A 7,205-nucleotide genomic window follows, 5' to 3' on the forward strand; every position below is an offset into this window, starting at 1 on the left:
GGTCAAGACAGATGAGACTTTGACCGGTAGCATTAAGAAGTTGGATGCGAAGCTTGCTGAATTAGGGCAGAGAATGACTGCCGTAGAGGCACAGATTGCCGCATTGCAAAGCTATAAAGCAGACATAGATGCAAATAAAGAAGGCGTAGCTGCAAATAAAGAGGCTATCGACAAGCTGGTTACAGACTTGGTAGCGCTGGAAGCAGGTGAACTGACCGACGAGATGATTCAGGCGATTGCAATCCGCGTGGAGGATATCGTAGGCGGCGTAAGAAGCCAATTGGAGGTGATAACCGTTGCATTGAAGAAACAGGTTACGCATGTATCCTTATATAAGAGAGCTAATGCAATGGTAGAAGAGAAAGAGTTAACGTTGGATCTTGTTTCTGCCGAAGCTGTCAGAACCTGGACTTTCGGTGAAGGACTGGAAGGTGCGATTTCATTTACAAAGGGCAATAAGGAAACATTCGAGGATTCCTTTGTTATCCGCGTATCCCCGACAACTGCAACGTTGGATAAGTACATGATCAGACTGGTGAACAGCCAGATGGAGGATCTGAGTAATTTGCTGGAAATTAAGTCTATTGAACCTTATACTGATTTGTTAGTAGCAACCAGAACTATATCTCAGAACGGTTTGTGGAAGGTTACTGTAAAACTGAAAGACAACTATGATACAGATGCTTATCATGATGCAGCCGCTATTTATGAAGAAGATGAAAATGGTGATGAAAAAGTAAAGGCAGACATCTTGTATGCCGTAATGGTAAGTGGCGAAGAGCATGACGGAAGAGAAGTTGTATCCGAGTACGGATTAACTCTTGCTCAGCTCAATAAAGGCACTAAGCACGAACTGTTCTTCAATGTAGACAAGACACCGGTTGAAGAAATCCACAACCGCTGGCTGGGTACAGGTTCCTCTAAATCGGAAGACGAAACATCGGTTTCTTATGAAGAACTTGCATGGGACATGACGCTGGATGGAGGTAATTACAAATATGCTCCTTGGGCAGAACCTATCACAACGGGTAATGGTAAAAATGTAGTGCCGGATGGCAATGACATGAGACAAGAATTACCTGCATATAGTGTAATAGCCGGTAAACCGTTTACTGTAAACTTCGATGAGGCTATGGCCGACACGATCCGTGGTTTCTATGTTACATTGGATGAGGCTTGTGCCGTAGAAAGCCAGCCTTCTGAAATCAATGCCTGGAGATCTTATCATGTTAAGGGTTTGAACACCGTGACAAGCGATTCTTCTTTGGAACTGACTATCCCCGAAGACGTGAATGCCGACGGTGATTATATCGGCTTCCGTGTATATGCTGTCAACTACGACGGCTCTTTGGTAGATCCCGATGGCAAGGCATTCTATGTATATGTAGGTGTTCCTGCCGAAAACTGGAATGCTGTCAACACAGTAATTATACCGGATGCAAATAGTTCAAATAATGTGACCGACGAAAAATCGGCATCTCAAGCTGTTACGCTGACTAAGTTGACAGGTGCAGTGAAGGCAACATGGGTAACAGATAAGATTGGCACAAATGAACATGTATTTGACGCTGTATTTGAGGGCATTTCATTTACAACAACATCTTTATCTACTACTGCATCGAGTATTTCTAGTGTAGATTTCAGCAAGGTAGTTAAAATACATACTGTTCCTACTATTAATGATTGGACTAAGTATGTAGACAACAAGGCCTACAACGGTACGCTGACTATCTACGACGTGCATGGTTCCGTATTGGCTACTATCAATATCACCATGACCAAGCAACTGCCTACAGCACCCGAAGGCTTCTCCGTGAAGACCAACCAGCTGGATGCAAGCGGCATTTATAATTGCTACTTGATACCGGACAACTGGGCTGCTCAGCAGGCAACGAATGGTACAATGGATATGGATTATGTATTCAATTGGGGAGCCGGTGTGCCCGCACAGTATGTAATCAGCTTCGCCAAGGCTGAGAAAGACGGCGGTAAGGATGTTGCCAATGATGTCAATGGTGGTGACATTTTGACGGTTGCTAAGGACTACATCGACAACAAGACGCAACATGCCACTGTCGTATCCTACAACTTCGGAAAGATATCTTCTGAGACAAAAGATGAAGACGGGAATTTTGCAGATTATAAGGTAGAAGTAAAGACATTCCCGACTGTATTCAACTGCATCTACAATGATACTTACACGTGGAGTTGGGATAATAAAGCCGCTAACGCTATTGCTACAAATACTAAATTGGTATACGGTACCAACTACACATTCAAGAATAATAGTGGCAGTGAGTATAGCTTTATCCAAGCTATCAAAGGAACCAGTTCGAAAGACGGAAAATACAGCAGATTGTTAAGCGATCCTTACGAGGAAAGCTTGACATTGAAACCTGGTGAAGAAGCTCACCTAATCTCTAAAGCTAATGGTGCGGTTGACGAATACTTCAAGGTAGATACCAGTGGTGATACGTTTAAATTCATAGCATCAACAGTTTCTGATGATACGAACCCGACCGCCGCAGTTCCTTCTACGCTGAAGCTGGTTTATGTAGATATGTATGGCCATGACGTAGTAATTGAACTGGATATGACCGTAGTTCCTCGTTAATCGCCCTGCAAGAGAAAGTATCTATCGAATATCTTTCAGATAATCGGTAAATATCCATAAGAAAAGACAGCCAAGTCGAATGGGACTTGGCTGTTTTTTTGTATCCGCAGCTTCAACAAGTTTCCTATTTTTGCGCGACGACATCCCCCGTAGAACGTTGTATTGTGTCGAAAGGATAATGTATATATTTATTACCACCACCGAATACCCTTCCCTGTCGACTCGGAACATCGGCTTCTGTCGATACGGAAGAACGACGATGATCGATACGGGGGATCGATGATGATCGATACGGAAGATCGATGATGATCGATACGGAGGATCGATTGAACCCCCTCCAGAATACCTTCTGACGGGGGTCTGAAACCCCTTTTCCGGCGAAGGCAAATGGGCGGGAAAACGGCCGGAACGGAGGCTCAAACTGTCAGTATTTTTCATCCAATTTCCGCATCTATGTGCCACCGCCCGGTTGTTGTATTCGCCGTTGAAGGCCTCGCTTTCCTTCGGGAGCCGCTTTTTTTGTTTCTTCATGCCGTGCTTCCTCACCCGCTGACGCAGTGCTTTCTTAGGGTGCAAGGAAGTGCTTCGTCAGGGTGTGAGGAAGTGCTTTGTCAGGGTGTAAGGAAGCACGGTGACCCGCATCAAGGGGGCACGAATACCCCTTAATGCGAGTCACGAACACCCGGCATTGAAAGTCAACATGACTGTCAAAGACGGGGCAACGCCGTACTTTCATTTCATATACCGGACTTCGACGCCCATCACGTCATGCCGCATTTCCCGTTCGCTGCGGTATAGCTTCCCGTCCTTCAGATAATAGTACTTCTGATACCCGCCAAACTCGATATTGGCAAACTCCAGGCCGTCGTCTGCCCGCGCGGGCGTCCACCTGCCTTCGTAGCTGACTGAATCGTTGAAGATAATCCGCGTCGTGGAATCAGGATTGAGCACAAACATAATTCCACTGGCTGTAAACGTGCCTTCATAAGGATGGTTCTGCTTGTTTTCGCCACAGGACGCCAGCAGGACAACCGCCAGGAAGGCTGCAATTCCTAAAATTCTATTCATAACAATGTCTATTAATGAAAGAGGGTATTCCACCTCAGTGCGTGAAATACCCTCTTGTATCATTTTTTAAGTCTCAAGGTTGATTAGAGAGCTTTTGTCGGAGTTCCGGCATTGGCTTTTACATCAACGGTGAAGATCTTCGTAAATGTCTTCCACTTATAACCGAACTCAACGGGGATAAAGAGCTTATAGTCTCTGTTTACAGGAGTTCCGCTGTAGTTGTTATAAGTCAAAGTTTCATTTGCGCGATTATACACAACACTCGTGTTAGAGGGAAGAGGACCGTTTGTCACACCTTCAGTAGGTATCAGATTGCCATCAACCAACTGCAAGTTAGATGTAATCTGGTTAGTCATCCACTTACCTTCTACTACTTCATAGAATTCCCACAAGTCTTTTGCCAGCCCTGAAGTATTGGCTACCACATAGTTCTGACCTTGCGCGTTTTTATTCCACGAAATGTAAGTGAATGCGCCCTTTACATCGATCGTACTGCCGCCGATAGTTGCATCTGTGAAGTCTTCCGTGTCACCTTCTCTCACTGTCAACGGCTCAATGATGAATGCGTCATACGCTTTGATCGTTTGAGTGTGTGCAGGAGCCAATGCCGGTGCAGTTGCACATGCATCTTCATAGCAAAGATCGGCTACCAGCTTGATAGGTACGTATTTACCTACAATGGCTTTAGCTGCTTCGGTAGGAGTTCCTGCTGCACGCGGAGCGTGATCCGGATTGCTTTCTTCCAATCTGATATTGTAAGTCTTTTCACCAGGCTTCAGCGGATTTGTTCCATAGTTTACAATTTCAGCAGCTTTTTCATTATTGATATAGAGAACAGTACCATCAGGACTTACTGTCGCAGTCATGTCTACGACATTGGTGCCATTGAAATACTGATATACATATTCTGTATTGGGAGCTTCCAGCTTTTCAGCATCAAAGACGAAACGTACACCTTCATCGTCATACGCAGCATAAGTAGTAGCAGCTCTGCCTACACCCTTGAAACCGCTTGCAGCAGTCGGATATGAATTAGAGTAGTAGAATTTCAATCCCTCCCTTTCTTTATCGGTAAAGTAGATAGCGCCACTGGCTCCTATAGTCGGTTTAACACCCATGTCATCCAAGAACCCGTTCAAAAGGTCCGTATAGATATTACATGTCGGGTTGTTTTCCGGTGAGTTTGCAAGAGGCCATGCAGGATTAGATTCCTGAGTATCGTAAACGATGGGGTTTACATTGAATACATCCCAGTTATTGTTGTTCTTCCAATAACGTCCGTCATAACCCCACAGATTAAATACGGGCTTGTAAATTGTACGGGTCAACTTAATCTTCAGTGTCGGATATGCACCTGTCGGATCTACCCACGTGCAAACCTTCGAGAAAGTCATCGTCTCCTGACTTTTCCATACAGGATACTTCGTTACAATATCTGTATGCGTTAATGTCCATAACAGGTTATATGACTCTACACCGTTTTCTGTGTTTTTCAAGAGCTTAACAGTACCTTCACCTTCACCGGTTGTGCCATCGAAGCCTGCATCGGTATATACTGCGTGGAACTCTTGTTTGGTCATACCACCGTCTTTAGCACCGTTGTAGATTACTTCATTCATGTCCTGAGTACCCAGTCTGCCGTGATAATTGTCGCATACATAAATTGAGTCTGCAAAATTGTGGGTAATGGATCTTTCGCCAACTTCTTTCACCCATTTGATCTTAACGTAACGTTGTGCAACCAAAGCGTTGTTTACCGTATCGCGCAATTCAATGCGGACAATCGGCTCACGTCCTACGGCCGTAGCAGATTCTCCACCTTCGCCTACGGTATAAACCTTTGAAGTCATGATACCATTTGTCGGGTTGTCGATTTCTGCAAACTTCTGTTGATCGGTTCTATTCGAATTACCTTCAGGGCCACCCAACGTAATATAAGGAGCGGTTGCCAAATAGAAACGGAATGACAGACCATATTCTTTATAGTTCGGCAGATCGGCATGAGCAGCATGGTCTGTTGCACCCTTATCGGTTACACAGACTTTAACCAGCTTCTTTAAATCCAGTGCTTCGTCATAAGCACATTTCACGTCTACAAGGGTGTTTGCTACCGAGTGATAAACGCATGCAGAGTCATGGTAGTGAACATAGAATGTACCTTCGGCATCTGTCTGGGTTTCATTGGCAAAGCTACCTGTCATAGCCTTGGTAAAATTTGTTTTTGTATTTACCAAGTAAGGAACTTTAATCAACTCTTCCAAACGAACATATTCAGAGTTTACATATACGCCGTCTACATCTCCATTTTCGATAGACTCTTTTTCACCGGGAGTCAAATTATTTTCGGCAATAGGAGCCTTCAAAGATGCCATGTAGAACGTTTCTTTGCTGGCATCAACATCTGTTCTTCCAATAAAGCCTGTAATGGTCTTTTTGAAGTTAACAGTCAGGACATTGTTGTCGATTTTGTATGATACGGGTTGAATCGGGCTGTTTTCTTTAACCGCAACACCACCGGCTTTTGTCACAATGTTTTCGGATTGGATGCAATCGAAGATCGGGGTTTCAATATCCTCTGTCCGAACGCCCATGTTAGGACTTACATGGAAGTAGGCGACATTGTTGTCTGTTGAGATATATCTTGCAGTCCCATTGTCTGTATGATCCAACCATGGATCGGTAGTGTGGCCTGACGGATGATTATTTGCAACATACTTTTGCGGAGTATATTGCAATGTCGTCAATGTAATGGCAGCTATACCGTTTACATGCGTAGTCGGGATGACAGACAGGCTGGTCAACCGGTGTCCGATCAACGCCATCACTTCAGCCGACAAAGTATCTACTTCAGCGGCGAGGTCTGCCAATTCCTTATCCGTAGGAAATTCTCCCTTCAGCTTTTCTTCCAATGCATTCAGCTTCTTCTCTACTTCCTCTAAAGAAGCCAGCTTGTCGATCTGTGCCTGAAGTTCGTTTTTCAGTGCCTGAAGCTCTGCGGATGTAACATCTCCGCTGCCGGCGCCATTGGCTTTGTCCAGAGCATCCTGAGCCTTGTCAGCAGCATCCTGAGCTTTGTCACCGGCATTTTGGGCCTTGTCGGCAGCATCTTGAGCCTTGTCAGCAGCCTTTTGAGCCTCGTTCAATGCTTCCTGAGCTTTGTTCTTTGCATCTTCTGCCGCAGTTTTTGCAGCACTCACATCCTGCTGTAAAGCCGCAATTTTGCTTTGCAGCTCCTCCACAGATGCTTTCTTGTCGATTTGTTCCTGCAAGTTGGCGATGTCATCGTCGTAGTCCTTACAAGATGTGAACGTCCCTGCCGTACCCAACACTAAGGCACCGAACAGGATCACACTTAGATACTTTTTGTTCATAATTGAAAACTTTAAATTTATAAATTTAAAAATTAGTAAATAATTGAGTCTCTTGTAATTAGTTATACACTTTCTTGCCTTTTCCTCCCACCATCTGTAAATCGTTTTACATATATTTTATCAAGGGTTTGTTCCGTTATTTCGCAGATAAC

4 protein-coding genes are annotated in these 7,205 nt (G+C 44.5%); 1 reads left to right on the top strand and 3 read right to left on the bottom strand.

Annotation, left to right across the window (positions count from 1 at the left end; genetic code table 11):
* Positions 1 to 2,614 (top strand): cell surface protein (locus tag Q0Z70_RS12520; RefSeq protein WP_298075010.1); only part of this gene is annotated, 2,614 nt, incomplete at its 5' end.
* Between the two features lie 21 nt (positions 2,615 to 2,635).
* Here Q0Z70_RS12520 and Q0Z70_RS12525 read toward each other — a convergent pair.
* From Q0Z70_RS12525 to Q0Z70_RS12535, 3 genes are all read right to left on the bottom strand, one after another.
* Positions 2,636 to 3,145, bottom strand: a complete 510-nt coding sequence (locus Q0Z70_RS12525) for a hypothetical protein (protein WP_298075012.1) — start codon at positions 3,143 to 3,145, stop codon at positions 2,636 to 2,638.
* Positions 3,146 to 3,346: 201 nt separating this feature from the next.
* Positions 3,347 to 3,682: a hypothetical protein gene (locus tag Q0Z70_RS12530; protein ID WP_298075014.1), complete on the bottom strand. Its 336-nt coding sequence runs from the start codon at positions 3,680 to 3,682 to the stop codon at positions 3,347 to 3,349.
* 83 nt (positions 3,683 to 3,765) lie between these two features.
* A complete protein-coding gene (locus Q0Z70_RS12535; RefSeq protein ID WP_298075016.1) occupies positions 3,766 to 7,053 on the bottom strand; it encodes a hypothetical protein in 3,288 nt (1,095 codons plus the stop codon).
* Between the last annotated feature and the right edge of the window lie 152 nt (positions 7,054 to 7,205).

Source organism: uncultured Bacteroides sp. (assembly GCF_947632445.1).
Taxonomy (GTDB): Bacteria; Bacteroidota; Bacteroidia; order Bacteroidales; family Bacteroidaceae; genus Bacteroides.

Excerpts from the sequence above, each read along its gene's own strand:
- Q0Z70_RS12530 (WP_298075014.1), bottom strand. The coding sequence starts at position 3,682 with ATGAATAGAATTTTAGGAATTGCAGCCTTCCTGGCGGTTGTCCTGCTG.
- Q0Z70_RS12525 (WP_298075012.1), bottom strand. The coding sequence starts at position 3,145 with ATGAAGAAACAAAAAAAGCGGCTCCCGAAGGAAAGCGAGGCCTTCAAC.
- Q0Z70_RS12535 (WP_298075016.1), bottom strand. The coding sequence starts at position 7,053 with ATGAACAAAAAGTATCTAAGTGTGATCCTGTTCGGTGCCTTAGTGTTG.